The following is a 17,273-nucleotide window of genomic DNA, read 5'->3' on the forward strand; positions in this document are numbered from 1 at the left end:
AGGCGTCCGGTCGGGGACAGGGCAGGCGTCGTTCGGTGTTCCGTACGCCGTTGTACGGGACGTCTTCGGGGGTGCCGTCAGACCGCCAGGGCGCGGTCGGTCGGGCGGATCGGGGCCGGCAGGTCGCTGGCACCGGTCAGGAACCGGTCGACACCGCGGGCGGCCGAGCGGCCCTCCGCGATCGCCCACACGATGAGGGACTGGCCGCGGCCGGCGTCACCGGCGACGAACACACCCGGCACGTTGGTCTGGAAGTCGGCGTCGCGGGCGATGTTACCGCGTTCGTCGAGGTCCAGGCCGAACTGCTCCACCAGGCCGTTCTCCCGGTCGGTGCCGGTGAAGCCCATGGCGAGGGTGACCAGCTGGGCGGGGATCTTGCGCTCGGTGCCCGGCTTCGAGGTCAGCTTGCCGTCCACGAACTCGACCTCGGCGAGGTGCAGCCACTGCACGTTGCCGTCCTCGTCGCCCTCGAAGTGGGTGGTGGAGGCGGAGTAGATCCGCTCGCCGCCCTCCTCGTGGGCCGAGGTGACCTTGTACAGGATCGGGAAGGTCGGCCAGGGCTGGTTCGTCGCGTGCCGCTCGTCGTTCGGACGGGGCATGATCTCCAGCTGGGTGACCGAGGCCGCGCCCTGGCGGTGGGCGGTGCCCACGCAGTCCGCGCCGGTGTCACCGCCGCCGATGACGACGACGTGCTTGCCCTCGGCCGAGATCGGCGCGGTGACGTAGTCGCCCTCCTGGACCTTGTTCGCCAGCGGCAGGTACTCCATCGCCTGGTGGATGCCCTTGAGCTCCCGGCCGGGGACGGGGAGGTCACGGGCCATGGTGGCGCCGGCGGCGATCACGATCGCGTCGTACCGCTTCTTCAGGTCACGGGCGTTGATGTCGCGGCCGATCTCGACACCGGTGCGGAAGCGGGTGCCCTCCGCGCGCATCTGCTCGATACGGCGGTTGATGTGCCGCTTCTCCATCTTGAACTCGGGGATGCCGTACCGGAGGAGACCTCCGATGCGGTCCGCGCGCTCGTAGACGGCGACCGTGTGGCCGGCCCGGGTCAACTGCTGGGCGGCGGCGAGACCCGACGGACCCGAGCCGATGACCGCGACCGTCTTGCCGGACAGGCGCTCGGGGGCCTGCGGGGCGACGGTGCCCTCGTCCCAGGCCTTGTCGATGATCGAGACCTCGACGTTCTTGATGGTGACCGGCGGCTGGTTGATGCCGAGCACGCACGCCGACTCACAGGGGGCCGGGCAGAGGCGACCGGTGAACTCCGGGAAGTTGTTGGTCGCATGCAGCCGCTCGGAGGCGGCCGTCCAGTCCTCGCGGTAGGCGTAGTCGTTCCACTCGGGGATCAGGTTCCCCAGCGGACAGCCGTTGTGGCAGAACGGGATGCCGCAGTCCATGCACCGGCTGGCCTGCTTGCTGATGATGGGCAGCAGGGAGCCGGGGACGTAGACCTCGTTCCAGTCCTTGACGCGCTCACCGACGGGACGGGTCTTGGCGACCTCGCGGCCGTGGTTCAGGAAGCCCTTCGGGTCAGCCATTGATCGCCGCCTCCATCATCTTCTCGGTGATCTCGGTCTCGGTGAGACCGGCTCGCTCGGCGGCGTCCTTGGCGGCGAGCACTGCCTTGTACGTGCTGGGGATGATCTTGCTGAACCGCTCCACGGCCGCTTCCCAGTCGGCGAGCAGCTTCTCGGCGACCGTCGATCCGGTCTCCTCGGCGTGGCGGCGCACCACGTCGTGCAGCCACTGCCGGTCCGCGTCGTCCAGCGCCTCGACCGAGCCGGCGTTGCCGGCGTTGACGTTGTCACGGTCGAGGTCGATGACGTAGGCGATGCCGCCGGACATGCCCGCCGCGAAGTTGCGGCCGGTCGGGCCGAGGACGACCGCGCGACCACCGGTCATGTACTCGCAGCCGTGGTCGCCCACGCCCTCGGAGACGACCAGCGCGCCGGAGTTGCGGACGCAGAACCGCTCACCGGTACGGCCGCGCAGGAACAGCTCGCCGCCGGTGGCGCCGTAGCCGATGGTGTTGCCCGCGATGGTCGAGTACTCGGCGAGGTGGTCGGCGGCCCGGTCCGGGCGGACGACGACACGGCCACCGGAGAGGCCCTTGCCGACGTAGTCGTTGGCGTCGCCCTCCAGGCGCAGCGTGACGCCGCGCGGCAGGAACGCGCCGAAGGACTGGCCGGCCGAGCCGGTGAAGGTGATGTCGATGGTGTCGTCGGGCAGACCCGCGCCGCCGAACTTCTTCGTCACCTCGTGGCCGAGCATCGTGCCGACCGTGCGGTTGATGTTGCGGATGGCGACCTGGGCGCGCACCGGCTGCGCCTCGGTGGCGTCGTTCGCGGCCAGGGCGTCGGCGGCGAGCTTGATCAGCTCGTTGTCCAGGGCCTTCTCCAGGCCGTGGTCCTGGGCGACCACCTGGTGGCGGACGGCGCCCTCGGGCAGGTCCGGCACGTGGAACAGCGGCTCCAGGTTCAGGCCCTGCGCCTTCCAGTGGTCCACCGCGCGCTCGACGTCCAGCACCTCGGCGTGGCCGACGGCCTCCTCGATGGAGCGGAAGCCCAGCTCGGCCAGCAGTTCGCGGACCTCCTCGGCGATGAACTGGAAGAAGTTCACCACGTACTCGGCCTTGCCGGCGAAGCGGTCGCGCAGCACCGGGTTCTGGGTGGCGATGCCGACCGGGCAGGTGTCCAGGTGGCAGACGCGCATCATCACGCAGCCGGAGACGACGAGCGGGGCGGTCGCGAAACCGAACTCCTCGGCGCCCAGCAGCGCGGCGATGACCACGTCACGGCCGGTCTTGAGCTGGCCGTCGGTCTGGACGACGATGCGGTCGCGCAGGCCGTTGAGCAGCAGGGTCTGCTGGGTCTCGGCGAGGCCGAGCTCCCAGGGGCCGCCCGCGTGCTTCAGGCTCGTGAGAGGCGAGGCACCGGTGCCGCCGTCGTGACCGGAGATCAGGACCACGTCCGCGTGCGCCTTGGAGACACCCGCGGCGACCGTGCCGACGCCGACCTCGGAGACCAGCTTGACGTGAATCCGCGCCTGCGGGTTCGCGTTCTTGAGGTCGTGGATCAGCTGGGCCAGGTCCTCGATGGAGTAGATGTCGTGGTGCGGCGGCGGGGAGATCAGGCCGACACCCGGCGTCGAGTGCCGGGTCTTGGCGACCCACGGGTAGACCTTGTGGCCGGGCAGCTGGCCGCCCTCACCGGGCTTGGCGCCCTGAGCCATCTTGATCTGGATGTCGTCCGCGTTGACCAGGTACTCGGAGGTCACGCCGAAGCGGCCGGAGGCGACCTGCTTGATCGCCGAGCGGCGCGCCGGGTCGTACAGGCGCTCCGGGTCCTCGCCGCCCTCACCGGTGTTGGACTTGCCGCCCAGCTGGTTCATGGCGATGGCGAGGGTCTCGTGCGCCTCCTTGGAGATGGAGCCGTACGACATCGCGCCGGTCGAGAACCGCTTGACGATCTCGCTCGCCGGCTCCACCTCGTCGATGGAGATCGGGGCGCGGCCGGACTTGAAGCCGAAGAGCCCGCGGAGCGTCATCAGGCGCTCGGACTGCTCGTTCACCCGGCCGGTGTACTTCTTGAAGATGTCGTAGCGGCCCGTGCGCGTGGAGTGCTGGAGGCGGAAGACCGTCTCCGGGTCGAACAGGTGCGGCTCGCCCTCGCGGCGCCACTGGTACTCGCCGCCGATCTCCAGCGCGCGGTGCGCCGGGGCGATGCCGGAGGCCGGGTAGGCCTTGGCGTGGCGGGCGGCGACCTCCTCGGCGATGACGTCGATGCCGACGCCGCCGATCTTGGTGGCGGTGCCGTCGAAGTACTTCTCGACGAAGGCCTCGTCCAGGCCCACGGCCTCGAAGACCTGGGCGCCGCGGTAGGAGGCGACGGTGGAGATGCCCATCTTCGACATGACCTTCAGGACGCCCTTGCCGAGGGCGTAGATCAGGTTCTTGATGGCCTTCTCGGGCTCCAGGCCGCTCAGGAAGGTACCGGCACGCAGCAGGTCCTCGACCGACTCCATCGCCAGGTACGGGTTGACGGCGGCGGCGCCGAACCCGATGAGCAGGGCGACGTGGTGGACCTCGCGGACGTCGCCGGCCTCGACCAGCAGGCCCACGTGGGTGCGCTGCTTGGTGCGGATGAGGTGGTGGTGGACGGCCGCGGTGAGCAGCAGCGACGGGATCGGGGCGTGCTCGGCGTCCGAGTGGCGGTCCGACAGGACGATCAGGCGGGCGCCGTTCTCGATGGCGGCGTCGGCCTCGGCGCAGATCTCCTCGATGCGCGCGGCGAGCGAGTCACCGCCGCCGGAGACCCGGTACAGGCCCGACAGGGTCGCGGCCTTGAAGCCGGGCATGTCGCCGTCGGCGTTGATGTGGATGAGCTTGGCCAGCTCGTCGTTGTCGATGACCGGGAAGGGCAGCACGACGGACCGGCAGGAGGCGGCGGTCGGGTCGAGCAGGTTGCCCTGCGGGCCCAGCGACGAGCGCAGGGAGGTGACCAGCTCCTCGCGGATCGCGTCCAGCGGCGGGTTGGTGACCTGCGCGAACAGCTGGGTGAAGTAGTCGAAGAGCAGCCGCGGGCGCTCGGACAGGGCCGCGATCGGCGAGTCCGTGCCCATGGAGCCGATCGGCTCGGCGCCGGTGCGGGCCATCGGCGCGAGGATGACGCGCAGCTCCTCCTCGGTGTAGCCGAAGGTCTGCTGGCGGCGGGTGACCGAGGCGTGGGTGTGGACGATGTGCTCGCGCTCGGGCAGGTCGCCCAGCTCGATCTCGCCGGCCTCCAGCCACTCGGCGTACGGCTGCTCGGCGGCGAGGGTCGCCTTGACCTCGTCGTCCTCGATGATGCGGTGCTCGGCGGTGTCGACCAGGAACATCTTGCCGGGCTGCAGACGGCCCTTGCGGACGACCTTGGCCGGGTCGATGTCGAGGACGCCGACCTCGGAGCCGAGGACGACCAGGCCGTCGTCGGTGACCCAGTAGCGGCCCGGGCGCAGGCCGTTGCGGTCGAGCACGGCGCCGACCTGGGTGCCGTCGGTGAAGGTGACGCAGGCGGGGCCGTCCCAGGGCTCCATCATCGTGGAGTGGAAGCCGTAGAAGGCGCGGCGGGCCGGGTCCATGGAGTCGTGGTTCTCCCACGCCTCCGGGATCATCATCAGCACGGAGTGGGGCAGCGAACGGCCGCCCAGGTGCAGCAGCTCCAGCACCTCGTCGAAGGAGGCGGAGTCGGAGGCGTCCGGCGTACAGACGGGGAAGATCCGCTCCAGGCCCTTGTCGCCGAACAGGTCGGAGAGCAGCTGGGACTCGCGGGCGCGCATCCAGTTGCGGTTGCCCTTGACGGTGTTGATCTCACCGTTGTGGGCGACGAAGCGGTAGGGGTGCGCGAGGGGCCACGACGGGAAGGTGTTCGTGGAGAACCGGGAGTGTACGAGCGCGATCGCGGAGGCGAAGCGGCGGTCGGACAGGTCCGGGAAGAAGGGCTCCAGCTGGCCGGTGGTCAGCATGCCTTTGTACACGATCGTGCGCGCGGAGAGCGACGGGAAGTAGACACCGGCCTCGCGCTCGGCGCGCTTGCGCAGCACGAACGCCTTGCGGTCCAGCGCGATGCCCTCGCTGGCGTGGTCGGCGACGAAGATCTGCCGGAAGACCGGCATGGTGGAGCGGGCGGTGGCGCCCAGCAGCTCGGGGGCGACCGGAACCTCACGCCAGCCGAGGACGGTGAGGCCCTCCTCGCCGGCGATCGTCTCGATCTGTGAGACGGCGTCCTCGGTGCCCTCCGTCGGCAGGAAGGCGATACCGACGGCGTAAGAGCCGGCGGCGGGCAGTTCGAATCCGGCCACCTCGCGGAAGAAGGCGTCGGGGACCTGGGAGAGGATGCCCGCGCCGTCGCCCGAGTCGGGCTCGGAGCCGGTGGCACCGCGGTGCTCCAGGTTGCGCAGGACGGTGAGCGCCTGCTCGACAAGCGTGTGGGACGCCTCGCCGGTGAGGGTGGCGACGAAACCGACGCCACAGGCGTCGTGTTCGTTGCGGGGGTCGTACATACCCTGCGCAGCAGGGCGAGCATCCATGAAGGACCAGTTCTGGCCATTCGCGGAATGCTGGGACGGCTGGCGCGGCGTACGCATCGGCTCTCCCGTCGTCGTCATGAGGCATGTGGCAAGTGCCGAGGGACGACGTTGGCCCTCTGCGAAAGTGGCGAAATTTCGTGCAGGTTACATGATGGAGGCGTTCCCGGGAACCGGATACTCCGTTCCAGCATGCGGACGCCACGGGGTCCGTGGCCGTGGTGCCGCACGGTGACGGCGGGGTGCCGCGCCTGGCGGCGGGGGTGCCGCACGGTCGCGGCGGGGACCGCGCGGGGCGGCCGGGGGTGCCGCGCGGTGGCGGCGAACGCGTGAGGGGACCGCTGCGGACAAGATCGGTCGGATCGGCGTCCGGCGGCCCAAGGGGAGCGGGGGGAGCGTCTTCACTCACCCCACGGGGTGCGGCAGGCGTCATTGCCCACAGCGCTTACGGCTCATGCCCGGTGGTCACGCGGTCGAAACCAGCGAGTAACGGGAATTGGCGGCTACTTATGCGGCCCAACGCATAAGTACCGGCAGCGCTATCCTACGGCCGTTCCGAACAGACTGCCCAGGGCGTACGTCACACCGGCCGCGGCACCGCCCAGCGCGAGCTGCCTGAGCCCGCTGTACCACCAGCTGCGCGCGGTCACCTTGGCCACGACGGCGCCGCAGCCGAAGAGTCCGGCGAGGGCGAGCAGCACGGCGGGCCAGAGCACATGCGCGCCGAGCAGATACGGCAGCAGGGGCAGCAGGGCGCCGAGGGCGAAGGAGCCGAAGGAGGAGACGGCGGCGACCAGCGGCGAGGGCAGGTCACCGGGATCGATGCCCAGTTCCTCGCGGGCGTGGATCTCCAGGGCCTGCTCGGGATCCTTGGACAGCTGCCGGGCGACCTCCCGGGCCAGGTCGGGCTCGACGCCCCGGGCGACGTAGAGTGCGGCGAGCTCGTCCTCCTCGTCCTGGGGGTGCTTGCGCAGCTCACGGCGCTCGACATCGAGCTCGGCCTCGACCAGCTCCCGCTGGGAGGCGACGGAGGTGTACTCGCCGGCCGCCATGGAGAAGGCACCGGCGGCGAGCCCCGCGAGGCCGGTGATGACAATGGTCTGCTGGCTCACGGCTCCGCCGGCCACACCGGTCATCAGGGCGAGGTTGGAGACGAGGCCGTCCATGGCGCCGAAGACGGCGGGGCGCAGCCAGCCGCCGTTGACGTCGCGGTGGGTGTGGTTGTCACGGTGCGCCTCGTGCAGCGTGGCCTGGGTTTCTATGACGGCCATGCGGACCCCCGGGATAGCTTAGCCAAAGCTAACTTTGGACGAGTTCTACTTTTCGACAACGCTGAACCTACGCCGATTCATCCATTCCCGCCAGCAAGGAAAGGCTGGGCTAACCTGCACCTTTGCCCGTTCAAGAGGGCAGCGCGAATCCCGGGGAGGCTCGCGCCGCGCCGCACTGCGGCACACATCCGCACAGCGTCTTCGTGGTCCGGCTGCCTTCGTCTACAGCTACGGCATCGCCGCCGCCGAGACCGTCCCGGTCGCCCTCGCGCCGGCCAGCCACCGCCGCCGGCGGCCGAATCACCGAGGCCGTGCCCGCCGCCGTCTGCCTGTCCCGGGTCGCCGACTCCACCCCGCCCTCGCCGGAGCCCTCGGCGGTGGCGCGGCCGCACCGCCTGCCGCACGCTGTCCGGCTGCGCCCTGCCCCGCCTCACCGGCACCGACCTGGTGGAACTCGCCGGACTCCGGGAAGCCGCACAACCGGCCCGCCCAGGAGGATGATTCGGGACATGACGCCCAATGAGCCCAAAGGACTCGAAGAGCAAGAAAGCAGCAGTCCGTCCCTCGGCTCGCCCGTGCCGGAGGACTGGGCGAAGACGGTGGCCGAGGCCAGCCGCCTGGACCTGTGGGAACCGGCCCGCACGCTCCCCGGTGTCGCGCGCGAGGTCTTCGCGCGGGACGTACGCCGCCGGCGCGCCCACGAGCAGGCGTTCGCGGCTCTCGGAGGCACCGGATGCTCCGACTGACCTGGGTCCAGCCGGAGGACCTCCTGGCCCACGAGCTCCGCCAGGCGCGCCTGGACGGGCGGGAGCCGTCGGCGATCGAGGCCCGCTGGCGGGCGGCGGGCGGCCCGGACGCGCCGGTCCGCGCGGGAGCGTCCGCACACGGCGTCTCCCGGTATCTGCGCCTCCTGGCGGAAGACCTCCTGGACGAGCTGGCCGACCTCCCCAGCGGCTTGCACCACGACGAGCCGACGAACCTGGCCCGCATCAGGTCCCTGTGCCCGGACTGGCCGGCTCCGCCGACGCGGGCAGGCGGGCCTCGCACCGGGCCGGCACCGGCCCGGGAAGCCCTCGAAGCCGCCTGGCTGGGCCGGGCCATCGGCTGCCTCCTCGGCAGGCCCGTCGAAAAGCTGCCCCTCGACGGCATCCGCGCCCTCGCCCGGGCCGCCGGCAACTGGCCCCTCACCACCTACTTCACCGCCGTCGGCGTCCCGGACGACCTCCTCGCCCAGTACCCCTGGAACCGCCGCTCCGCCCCCACGTCCCTCGCCGAGAACATCGACGGCATGCCGCAGGACGACGACCTCGACCGCCCCCTGCTGAACCTGCTCCTGCTGCGCCGGCACGGAAAGACCTTCACCACCGCCGACGTGGCCCGGCTCTGGCTGGACGAACTCCCGCCCGGCCGCACCTTCACCGCCGAACGCGTCGCCTACCGCAACCTCCTCAGCGGCATCGAACCCCCGCACACGGCCCGCCACCGCAACCCCTTCCGCGAGTGGACCGGCGCCCTGATCCGCGCCGACGTGCACGGCTGGACCAACGCCGGCGACCCGGCGGCCGCCGCCGAACAGGCGCACCGCGACGCGGTCCTCAGCCACACCGCGAACGGCGTCTACGCGGCCATGTTCACGGCCGCCGTGATCGCCACCGCGGCCGGTGGCGGCCACGACGTCCACGCCTGCCTGCGCACCGGCCGCCGGGTGATCCCGCCCCGCTCCCGGCTCGCCCGGGCGATCGACCACGCCGTGCAACTGGCCGGCTCCCACGCCGACTTCGACGACGTCGTCGACGAACTCCACGCCCGCTACTCCCCCGCCCACCACTGGGTCCACGCAGTCCCCAACACCGCCCTGCTCACCGCCGCCCTCACCCACGCGGACGGCGACTTCTCCGGCGCCGTCTGCCGGGCGGTGTCGGGTGGCTGGGACACGGACTCGGTCGGCGCCACGGCCGGCAGCATCGCCGGGCTGCTCGCGGGCGACCCGGCCGCGCTGCCCGACCGCTGGCGGGCCCCGCTGAAGAACCGGCTCGCCACGACCGTCGCCGACTTCGACGGCACCGGCTTCGACACCCTCGCCCACCTCACCCACCTGGAGACGACCCGCTCATGACCCACATCGTCGTCCTCGGCAGCACCAACATGGACCTCGTCACCTACGTCACCAAGGCCCCGCAGCGCGGCGAGACCGTGACGGGGCGGGAGTTCCACACCATCCCCGGCGGCAAGGGCTCCAACCAGGCGATCGCCGCGGCCCGCGCCGGCGCCACCGTCTCGATGATCGGCGCGGTCGGCAACGACGCCTTCGGCCTGCGGCTGCGCGACACCCTCGAACACTCCGGCGTGGACACCGACTTCCTGCGTACGGTCGAGGGGCCGTCCGGCACCGCGCACATCGTGGTGGACGAGGAGGGCGCCAACTCCATCGTCGTCATCCCCGGCGCGAATGGCACCGTCGACCACCTCTCCCCCGGCGACGAGGGCGTGCTCGCCTCCGCCGACGCCCTGCTGCTGCAACTGGAGATCCCGCTGGCCGCGGTCGTCGCGGGCGCTCAGGCGGCCCGCCGGCACGGGGTCCGTACCGTCCTGACCCCCTCGCCCGCCCAGCCGTTGCCCGACGAACTCCTCGCCGCGACCGACCTGTTGGTACCCAACGAGTACGAGGCGGTCACCCTCACCGGCCGCACCGACCCGCGCGAGGCGGCCGCCGCCCTGCTGGACCTGGTGCCCGAGGTCGTCGTCACCCTCGGCGCGACCGGCAGCCTGTATCTGGCCCGGGGCGCCGACCCGCTGGTGATCCCGGCGCCACGGGTGACCGCCGTCGATTCCACGGGCGCCGGTGACACCTTCGTGGGTGCGCTCGCGGTGGCCCTCGCCGAGGAGAAGCCGGTGCGGGAGGCGCTGTCCTGGGCGGCGGCCGCCGCGGCGATCTCCGTACAGCGGGTGGGAGCGTCGGCGTCGATGCCGTACCGCCCCGAGATCGACGCCCGGTTCACCGCGTGAGGTGCGGCGCATGAGGTACGACGCATGAGTACGACGACACCGTCCCTCTCGGCGCCGAGGTGATCAAGGTCGAGCGTCCGCGACGGCCCGACCCCTCCCGTGGGCACGGCCGGGCCCAGCACGGCGTCGGCCTGTGATGGAAGGTGCTCGGCCGGCGGTCCTCGGCCCCCACGTCGCCTGGTACGACCAGCTGGGCCCCGCACCGCCGACGGCCTGTGGGTCGCCGTCTCCACCTCCGCCCAGTCGGTCGCGGAGCGGGTGATGCGCCTGGTGGGCCGCCCGGAGCTGATCGAGGAGCCGTGGTTCGCCACCGCGCGCCCGGCCCTGCGGGGCATCGCGCTCGGCGAGGCGGCCGCGACCTGGACGGCCTCGCCGCCTCCTGCGCCCACGGCCGGGCCCTGGGCTTCCTGGGCCGCGCGGCGATCCACCCCGGCAGTTGCCGGTGATCGAACGGGCCTACCTGCCCACTCCGGCGGAGATAGAGCACGCCGAGACGGTCCTGAAGGCGACGGCCACGGAAGAGGGCGCCCAGGCGCTGCCCGACGGCCGCTTCGTCGACGCGGCGGCGGTGGCGCCGGCGCGGTACCGGCTGTGACAGGGTGTGCCGCACACGCCGAGGGCGCCCGGACGGTCTCCGGGCGCCCTCGGCGTCGTACGACCCGCGGTCAGCTCTTCTTGGACGCCGACTCCGCCGACTCCGCCGACTCGGCCGCCTCCGCCTGTTCCTTCTCGTCCTCCGCCGTCACGGCGTCGGGCTCGGCCTCCACGGCATCCGGCTCGGCCTCGGCCTTGCCGGCCTTGCCGGCCTGGTCGGCGTCGTCCTGCGCCTCGCCGGCACCCTCCGTACCCTCGGCCGGGCCGTCGGAGACACCCGGCTCGACGACGGCTTCCCGTCCCGGCCGTAGCTTCGACGACACCACGATGTACGCCACCGCCAGCAGGAACACGATCATCGCGGTCCAGTCGTTCAGGCGGAGGCCCAGGATGTGGTGCGCGTCGTCCACGCGCATGTACTCGATCCAGCCGCGGCCCACGCAGTAGGCGGCGACGTACAGGGCGAACGCCCGGCCGTGGCCCAGCTTGAAGCGGCGGTCGGCCCAGATGACGAGGAGGGCCACGCCGATGCACCACAGGGACTCGTAGAGGAAGGTCGGGTGGTAGTAGCCCGGTACCCGGCCGCCCTCGGAGGAGGTGATGTGCAGTGCCCAGGGAACATGCGTCTCACGGCCGTACAGCTCCTGGTTGAACCAGTTGCCCCAGCGGCCGATGGCCTGCGCGAAGGCGATACCCGGCGCGACGGCGTCGGCGTAGGCGGGCATCGGGACACCCCGGCGCCGCGCGCCGATCCACGCGCCGAGCGCGCCGAGCGCGATCGCGCCCCAGATGCCCAGGCCGCCCTGCCACACCTTGAAGGCGTCCACCCAGTCACGGCCCGGGCTGAAGTAGAGCTCGTAGTCCGTGATCACGTGGTACAGACGGCCGCCGACCAGACCGAACGGCACAGCCCAGACCGCGATGTCGGCGACGGTGCCGGCCCGCCCGCCGCGGGCGATCCAGCGCTTGTTGCCGAGCCAGACGGCGACGAAGACGCCGATGATGATGCAGAAGGCGTAGCCGCGCAGCGGGATGGGCCCGAGATAGAGCACCCCGCGCGACGGGCTGGGAATGTAGGCAAGTTCCATGGCAAGTCCGACGCTACCGTGCCGGGCCGCGGGGACGGCAAGCAGCCCGGCTACGGGTCCATAACGGGGGAGTGAGAAAACGGGCGGCGGAAGGAAGATCATCACCCGCGGTTGGCCGCCTCCACCATCTGCTTGAGCTTGGCCGGGGTCAGGGTGTGGTCCTTGTAGATGTCCTTCCCGTTCAGCAGGACCGTGGGCGTACTGTCGAAGCCGCTGGTCTGGAAGGCCTTGTGGGCCTTGTCGACCCAGCTGTCGTGGGTGCCGTCCTTGACGCACTTCTGGAAGGCGGGCGTGTCCAGGCCGCCGACCTTGCCGGCCAGCTCGATCAGCTTGGCGTTGTCGGCGTAGGCGTCGTCGCTCTCCTTGGGCTGGTTCGCGTACAGCACGTCGTGGTAGTCGCGGAACTTTCCGGCGTCCTGGGCGCAGGCCGCGGCGTTGGCGCCGCGCAGGGAGCCGGTACCGCCGAGGTTGCCGTCGATCAGCCGGATCAGGTGGTACTCGATTCTGAGTTTGCCGGAGTCGACCAGTTCGTGGAGCGTTGGGCGGTAGGCGACCTCGAAGGCCTGACAGGCCGGGCAGCGGACGTCCTCCCAGACGGTGAGCGTCGCTTTGGCGTTGTCCTTGCCGACCGGGATCGCGAGGCTGTCCTTGCCCTGCGCGCCCGAGGGCGCCACGACCGGCCCCGCCTTCTCGCCGCCCTTGTTCTTGCCGGAGTTCGCGGCGATCACGCCGATCACCGCCGCGAGGCCCAGGACGCAGACCACGCTCGCGCCCACGATGAGGGCGCGCCGTCGCTTCTCCGCGGACTTCTGCTTCTCGCGCTCCACCGCCAGCCGCTCCCTGGCGGCGCGCTTTCCGTCACGGTTCTTCTCGCTCACACCCCCAGAACGAACCGGGGAGGCGCAGCGCGCCTCCCCGGTCCCAGGTCCACTCGTTCGAGTGACCGAATGTTTCCGATTACTGACGGTTACGCCTGTCCGCGCACGCCCTTGGCCAGTTCCCCGGCGAGCTCGCGGACCGCCACGACACCCGAGGCGTGGTCGGGGGCTTCCAGCATCCGCTTCACGAAGGCCGAGCCGACGATGACGCCGTCGGCGAAGCCGGCCACCTCGGCGGCCTGAGCGCCGTTGGAGACGCCGAGTCCGACGCAGACGGCCAGCTCGGTGCTGGTGGCGCGGGTGCGCTCGACCAGGTCCTGGGCCTGCGCGCCGACGGATTCGCGGGTGCCGGTGACACCCATCAGCGAGGCCGCGTACACGAAGCCGCTGCCCGCCGCGGTGATCTCGGCGAGCCGCTCGTCCCTGCTGCTCGGTGCCACGACGAAGACCGTCGCGAGACCGTGCTTCTCGGCGTGCTCCCGCCACAGCTCCGACTCCTGGACGGGCAGGTCGGGCAGGATGCAGCCGGCGCCACCCGCCTCGGCCAGCTCGGCGGTGAACCGCTCGACGCCGTAGCGGTCGATGGGGTTCCAGTACGTCATGACGAGCACGGGCTTCCCGGTCGCCGCGTACGCCTCCCGGACCGTCCGCATGACGTCGGCGATCCGGACCCCGCCGCGCAGGGCGATGTCGTCGGCGGTCTGGATGACCGGGCCGTCGAGGACGGGGTCGCTGTGCGGCAGGCCCACCTCCACGACGTCGGCCCCGCCGTCGAAGACGGCCTTGATCGCCTCGATGCCGCCGTCCACGGTCGGGAACCCGGCCGGGAGGTAGGCGATGAGTGCGGACCGGCCCTCCGCCTTGGCGGCGGCGAGGGTGTCGGTCAGCAGCCGAATGTTCCCGCTCACTTGGCGTCCCCCTCGATCTCGGCGGTGTCGGCTTCGTCGGCGGCCACCTCGGCGTCGGTGTCGTAGAGGCCGAAGTAGCGGGCGGCGGTGTCCATGTCCTTGTCACCGCGGCCGGAGAGGTTGACGACGATCAGGCCGTCCTCGCCCAGCTCCCTGCCGACCTCCAGGGCGCCGGCCAGGGCGTGGGCGCTCTCGATCGCCGGGATGATGCCCTCGGTACGGGACAGCAGGCGCAGGGCCTGCATGGCCGCGTCGTCGGTGACCGCGCGGTACTCGCCGCGGCCCGAGTCCTTCAGGTAGGAGTGCTCGGGGCCGATGCCCGGGTAGTCCAGACCGGCCGAGATCGAGTACGGCTCGGTGATCTGGCCCTCGTCGTCCTGCAGGACGTACGACCGGGAGCCGTGCAGGATGCCGGGCTCACCGGCGGTGAGCGTGGCCGCGTGCTCGCCGGTCTCGATGCCGTGGCCGGCGGGCTCGCAGCCGATGAGCCGGACGCCCTCGTCGGGGATGAAGGCGTGGAAGAGGCCGATGGCGTTGGAGCCGCCGCCGACGCACGCGATCGCGGCGTCGGGCAGCCGGCCGGCGCGCTCCAGGAGCTGGCGGCGGGCCTCCACGCCGATCACGCGGTGGAAGTCGCGGACCATGGCCGGGAAGGGGTGCGGGCCGGCCACCGTACCGAACAGGTAGTGGGTGTGGTCGACGTTCGCCACCCAGTCGCGGAACGCCTCGTTGATGGCGTCCTTGAGCGTACGGCTGCCGGACTTCACGGACACGACCTCGGCGCCCAGCATGCGCATGCGGGCGACGTTCAGGGCCTGGCGCCGGGTGTCGACCTCACCCATGTAGATGGTGCAGTCGAGGCCGAAGAGGGCGCAGGCGGTGGCGGTCGCGACGCCGTGCTGTCCGGCACCGGTCTCCGCGATCACGCGCGTCTTGCCCATCCGCTTGGTGAGCAGGGCCTGGCCGAGCACGTTGTTGATCTTGTGGGAGCCGGTGTGGTTGAGGTCCTCCCGCTTGAGGAACACCCGGGCGCCACCAGCGTGTTCGGCGAAACGGGGGACCTCGGTGAGAGAGCTGGGGCGGCCGGTGTAGTTGACCATCAGGTCGTCGAGCTCCCGGGCGAACTCGGGGTCGTGCTTGGCCTTGTCGTACTCGACGGCGACCTCGTCCACGGCGGCGACGAGGGCCTCCGGGATGAACTTGCCGCCGAACGCGCCGAAGTAGCCCTCGGCACTGGGGACCTGGCCGGTGGGGTCAGGGAAGAAGAAGTTGCTGGGCATGCCGGAACCTCACGGTGAGTGCGTGTGAAAGACACTATTCGCCGTGGGGGCGGAGTTCGTCGTACGACCTCAGGCCGTGTGTGGCTGGTCGCGCAGTTCCCCGCGCCCCTTCGGGGCGCGCTGCCATCGCATGCCGTTGACCTGCCCGGGCTCGTCGCCGATGACGTACCGCACGCGACGACCGTGCACACGCCGCGCGGGGGCGCGGCAGCCCCTCGGGCGGCAGCCGCGCGCCAGGCGGGCGTAGCGGTCCACGGTCGTCACGGTGAGGTTCATCGGTGTCAGCCTACCCGGTGATCAGCTCCGGCCGTGGCGCAGAGCGGGATGTTCGCCCGCGGCGACCAGGTCGGCGACGGCGGTCTTCGGGTCACGGCCGGTGACCAGGGACTCGCCGACCAGTACCGCGTCGGCGCCGGCGTTGGCGTAGGCGATCAGGTCGTGCGGGCCGCGGACACCGGATTCGGCGACCTTGACCAGGTGGTCCGGGATCTCCGGCGCGACCCGCTCGAACGTGCCGCGGTCGACCTCCAGCGTCTTCAGGTTGCGCGCGTTGACGCCGATGATCCTGGCACCCGCGTCCACGGCACGCTCGACCTCGTCCTCGTCGTGCACCTCGACGAGCGGGGTCAGCCCGATCGACACCGCACGCTCGATCAGCGACTCCAGGGCCGGCTGGTCCAGGGCGGCCACGATCAGCAGCGCGAGGTCGGCGCCGTACGCCCGGGCCTCCCACAGCTGGTACGAGGTCACGATGAAGTCCTTGCGGAGCACCGGGATGTCCACGCGGGCGCGGACGGCCTCGAGGTCGGCGAGCGAACCGCCGAAGCGGCGCTGTTCGGTGAGGACGGAGATGACGGCCGCGCCGCCCGCCTCGTAGTCCGCGGCGAGCCCGGCCGGGTCGGCGATCGCCGCCAACGCGCCCTTGGAGGGGCTGGAGCGCTTGACCTCGCAGATCACCTTGACGCCGTCGCCCTTGAGCGCGGCCACCCCGTCCTTGGCGGCGGGAGCCTTGGCCGCGCGCTCCTTGAGCTCGTCGAGGCTGACGCGTGCCTGCCGCTCTGCGAGGTCGGCACGGACTCCGTCGATGATCTCGTCGAGCACACTCACGCGAGCGGCCCCCTTTCAGACGGTGGTTCCTTCAGGTCTTGAAAACCCGTGGTCACTGCGATGGTATCCGGAGGAGGCCGGAGCCCTCGCATCCGGTGGACACCGGTCCCAGTAGCTGGACGCTCCCCCAGTGATCAAGGGTGCAACCAGCCGACCGACGGCAGGTTCCGGACAGCCGTGAACACCAGCAGCAGCGCGCCGGCCGCCCACAGGTGCGCCGGACGCGGATCCAGCCGGACCGGCCGGCCACGCACGGCGCCGGCCACCCACAGGGTCCACAGCACCGCGAAGCCCAGGTAGGCGGCGACACCCGGCGCGTTGTCGCGCAGGGCGGTGAGGAGGTCGCCGTGGACGAAGGCGTGCGCGCCGCGCAGCCCGCCGCAGCCGGGGCAGTACAGCCCGGTGAGCCGGTACAGCGGGCAGACGGGGTAGTGGCCGGGCTCGTTCGGGTCCACGGCGCCGACGTACGCGAAGGCCCCGGCGACGACCGCGAGGACCCCCGCCGGGACGGCGAGGCGCCGCCACAGCGGGCCGGCCGGGACGGTGGCCGAAACGTCACGGGGGACGGCCTGCGGGGTGCGAGGCGATGCCGTGGGCGGGACGTTCACCCGATCATTGTCGCTCCCCGCCCGGCACGGCGCACGCCGGTCCGCCGCACACGACGAGGGGCGGCCCGCACCCTGTCCGGGTGCCGGGCCGCCCCTCGTGAAGGGTGGGGTGAGCTCAGCTCTCCACGCCGGCCGGCTCGCGGGTCGCGACCGGGGTGCCGGCCACCTTGAGGGGGGCCTGCTGCGCGCCGAGGCCCATGGCACGCATGATGCCGCCGACCACCGCACCGCCGACGATGAGCACCATGCCGGCCCAGAAGCCGACCGGCTGGGCCATCACCATGAAGGCGCCCGCGACGCAGAAACCGATGAAGGAAATGATGACACCGGTCCAGGCGGCCGGGGTGTGACCGTGGCCGTGGCTGCTGCCCGCCATGTCTGTGCTCCTCGTTGCTGTGTACGTGTCCCAGGAGAGCGGCGTACGTGTCGTACGGCTCCGAGCCCGCCCGTCACTGTCCGAGCCGGAC

The 17,273-nt window shown here is 71.7% G+C and carries 13 protein-coding genes and 4 pseudogenes; 6 read left to right on the forward strand and 11 right to left on the reverse strand.

Features of this window, described 5'->3' with window-relative positions:
* Window positions 1-77 precede the first annotated feature (77 nt).
* The 3 genes from AB0D93_RS04400 to AB0D93_RS04410 form a co-directional block, all read right to left on the reverse strand.
* Window positions 78-1,541 carry a glutamate synthase subunit beta gene (locus tag AB0D93_RS04400; RefSeq protein WP_362112735.1) on the reverse strand — a complete coding sequence of 488 codons (1,464 nt, stop codon included), beginning with the start codon at window positions 1,539-1,541 and terminating at the stop codon, window positions 78-80.
* On the reverse strand, window positions 1,534-6,126 hold the full coding sequence (gene gltB, locus AB0D93_RS04405) for a glutamate synthase large subunit (protein ID WP_362112738.1): 4,593 nt from the start codon (window positions 6,124-6,126) through the stop codon (window positions 1,534-1,536). The genes AB0D93_RS04400 and gltB overlap by 8 nt, the downstream gene beginning before the upstream one ends.
* A 479-nt stretch (window positions 6,127-6,605) precedes the next feature.
* Window positions 6,606-7,337: a VIT1/CCC1 transporter family protein gene (locus AB0D93_RS04410; protein WP_362112741.1), complete on the reverse strand. Its 732-nt coding sequence runs from the start codon at window positions 7,335-7,337 to the stop codon at window positions 6,606-6,608.
* Between the two features lie 220 nt (window positions 7,338-7,557).
* On the opposite strand from AB0D93_RS04410, the pseudogene AB0D93_RS04415 reads away from it, so the two are divergent.
* The 6 genes and pseudogenes from AB0D93_RS04415 to AB0D93_RS04440 form a co-directional block, all read left to right on the forward strand.
* Window positions 7,558-7,838 (forward strand): annotated as a pseudogene (locus AB0D93_RS04415) (ADP-ribosylglycohydrolase family protein); the annotation flags it as partial.
* Between the two features lie 59 nt (window positions 7,839-7,897).
* A pseudogene (locus AB0D93_RS04420) lies at window positions 7,898-8,083 on the forward strand (ADP-ribosylglycohydrolase family protein); the annotation flags it as partial.
* Window positions 8,071-9,453: an ADP-ribosylglycohydrolase family protein gene (locus AB0D93_RS04425; RefSeq protein ID WP_362112744.1), complete on the forward strand. Its 1,383-nt coding sequence runs from the start codon at window positions 8,071-8,073 to the stop codon at window positions 9,451-9,453. The pseudogene AB0D93_RS04420 and the gene AB0D93_RS04425, both read left to right, overlap by 13 nt.
* Window positions 9,450-10,343 (forward strand): ribokinase, encoded by an 894-nt coding sequence (rbsK, locus tag AB0D93_RS04430; protein WP_362112747.1) that lies wholly within the window; start codon window positions 9,450-9,452, stop codon window positions 10,341-10,343. The genes AB0D93_RS04425 and rbsK overlap by 4 nt, the downstream gene beginning before the upstream one ends.
* 198 nt (window positions 10,344-10,541) lie before the next feature.
* Window positions 10,542-10,655, forward strand: a pseudogene (locus AB0D93_RS04435) (CoA transferase); the annotation flags it as partial.
* A gap of 41 nt (window positions 10,656-10,696) precedes the next feature.
* Window positions 10,697-10,938: pseudogene (locus AB0D93_RS04440) on the forward strand (CoA ester lyase); the annotation flags it as partial.
* Between the two features lie 70 nt (window positions 10,939-11,008).
* Here AB0D93_RS04440 and lgt read toward each other — a convergent pair.
* From lgt to AB0D93_RS04480, 8 genes are all read right to left on the reverse strand, one after another.
* Window positions 11,009-12,025 (reverse strand): prolipoprotein diacylglyceryl transferase, encoded by a 1,017-nt coding sequence (lgt, locus tag AB0D93_RS04445; RefSeq protein ID WP_362112750.1) that lies wholly within the window; start codon window positions 12,023-12,025, stop codon window positions 11,009-11,011.
* Window positions 12,026-12,126: 101 nt separating this feature from the next.
* On the reverse strand, window positions 12,127-12,903 hold the full coding sequence (locus tag AB0D93_RS04450) for a thioredoxin domain-containing protein (RefSeq protein WP_362112753.1): 777 nt from the start codon (window positions 12,901-12,903) through the stop codon (window positions 12,127-12,129).
* Window positions 12,904-12,992: 89 nt separating this feature from the next.
* A complete protein-coding gene (gene trpA / locus AB0D93_RS04455) occupies window positions 12,993-13,811 on the reverse strand; it encodes a tryptophan synthase subunit alpha (protein WP_362112756.1) in 819 nt (272 codons plus the stop codon).
* Window positions 13,808-15,091, reverse strand: coding sequence for a tryptophan synthase subunit beta (gene trpB / locus AB0D93_RS04460; protein ID WP_362112759.1), 1,284 nt, complete (start codon window positions 15,089-15,091; stop codon window positions 13,808-13,810). Before trpB ends, trpA begins: the two co-directional genes overlap by 4 nt.
* 69 nt (window positions 15,092-15,160) lie before the next feature.
* On the reverse strand, window positions 15,161-15,367 hold the full coding sequence (locus AB0D93_RS04465; protein WP_362112762.1) for a tryptophan synthase subunit(beta): 207 nt from the start codon (window positions 15,365-15,367) through the stop codon (window positions 15,161-15,163).
* Between the two features lie 21 nt (window positions 15,368-15,388).
* On the reverse strand, window positions 15,389-16,198 hold the full coding sequence (gene trpC / locus AB0D93_RS04470; RefSeq protein ID WP_362112765.1) for an indole-3-glycerol phosphate synthase TrpC: 810 nt from the start codon (window positions 16,196-16,198) through the stop codon (window positions 15,389-15,391).
* 134 nt (window positions 16,199-16,332) lie between these two features.
* A complete protein-coding gene (locus tag AB0D93_RS04475) occupies window positions 16,333-16,725 on the reverse strand; it encodes a DUF2752 domain-containing protein (RefSeq protein ID WP_362113508.1) in 393 nt (130 codons plus the stop codon).
* Window positions 16,726-16,921: 196 nt separating this feature from the next.
* Complete coding sequence (locus AB0D93_RS04480; protein WP_362112768.1) at window positions 16,922-17,182, reverse strand: HGxxPAAW family protein; 261 nt, start codon at window positions 17,180-17,182, stop codon at window positions 16,922-16,924.
* Window positions 17,183-17,273 lie beyond the last annotated feature (91 nt).

The organism is Streptomyces sp. NPDC048191 (genome assembly GCF_040652655.1).
Taxonomy (GTDB): domain Bacteria; phylum Actinomycetota; class Actinomycetes; order Streptomycetales; family Streptomycetaceae; genus Streptomyces.

What these genes read in the sequence shown, in the direction of transcription:
- rbsK (WP_362112747.1), top strand. Translation starts at nt 9,450, where the DNA reads ATGACCCACATCGTCGTCCTCGGCAGCACCAACATGGACCTCGTCACC.
- AB0D93_RS04410 (WP_362112741.1), bottom strand. Translation starts at nt 7,337, where the DNA reads ATGGCCGTCATAGAAACCCAGGCCACGCTGCACGAGGCGCACCGTGAC.
- gltB (WP_362112738.1), bottom strand. Translation starts at nt 6,126, where the DNA reads ATGCGTACGCCGCGCCAGCCGTCCCAGCATTCCGCGAATGGCCAGAAC.
- AB0D93_RS04480 (WP_362112768.1), bottom strand. Translation starts at nt 17,182, where the DNA reads ATGGCGGGCAGCAGCCACGGCCACGGTCACACCCCGGCCGCCTGGACC.
- trpB (WP_362112759.1), bottom strand. Translation starts at nt 15,091, where the DNA reads ATGCCCAGCAACTTCTTCTTCCCTGACCCCACCGGCCAGGTCCCCAGT.
- AB0D93_RS04400 (WP_362112735.1), bottom strand. Translation starts at nt 1,541, where the DNA reads ATGGCTGACCCGAAGGGCTTCCTGAACCACGGCCGCGAGGTCGCCAAG.
- AB0D93_RS04465 (WP_362112762.1), bottom strand. Translation starts at nt 15,367, where the DNA reads ATGAACCTCACCGTGACGACCGTGGACCGCTACGCCCGCCTGGCGCGC.
- AB0D93_RS04425 (WP_362112744.1), top strand. Translation starts at nt 8,071, where the DNA reads ATGCTCCGACTGACCTGGGTCCAGCCGGAGGACCTCCTGGCCCACGAG.
- lgt (WP_362112750.1), bottom strand. Translation starts at nt 12,025, where the DNA reads ATGGAACTTGCCTACATTCCCAGCCCGTCGCGCGGGGTGCTCTATCTC.